Here is a 543-nt window from a genome sequence, read left to right as displayed (position 1 = left end):
CAAATGATATTTCACGACATGTAAATGATATTGTTGAAACAATTCCTGACAATGAATTCGACGAATTCAGACATCACCGTGGTGCAACTTCGTACCATCCTAAAATGATGTTAAAAGTGATTCTATATGCCTACACACAATCTGTATTCTCAGGTCGTAAAATAGAAAAAATGCTTAATGATAGCATCCGAATGATGTGGCTATCACAAAATCAAAAACCTTCTTATAAAACAATTAATCGATTTAGAGTAAATCCAAAAGTAGATGCTTTATTAGAATCTTTATTTATTCAATTTTACAGTCAGTGTGTAAAACAAAATCTTATAGATGATAAAGCTATTTTTATTGATGGTACAAAAATTGAAGCAAATGCCAATCGATATACATTTGTATGGAAAAAGAGTATTCAAAACCATGAATCAAAGATGAATGAGGATTCTAAAGCCCTCTACCATGAATTGGTAACCAATAAAATCATACCGGAAATTAAAAAAGATCATGATAATGAATTAACAAAAGAAGAAATAGATTTGATTGGTAGTC

1 protein-coding gene is annotated in these 543 nt (G+C 29.8%); it reads left to right on the top strand.

Features of this window, described 5'->3' with window-relative positions; all coding sequences use genetic code 11:
* The coding region (locus HMPREF2897_RS12190; RefSeq protein ID WP_141751282.1) for a transposase at positions 1–543 on the top strand (543 nt) is incomplete at both ends.

The organism is Staphylococcus sp. HMSC065D05 (genome assembly GCF_001813195.1).
GTDB lineage: Bacteria > Bacillota > Bacilli > Staphylococcales > Staphylococcaceae > Staphylococcus > Staphylococcus epidermidis.
The sequence above is the reverse complement of the archived record's forward strand: the minus strand, read 5'-3'. Positions and strand labels throughout refer to the sequence as shown.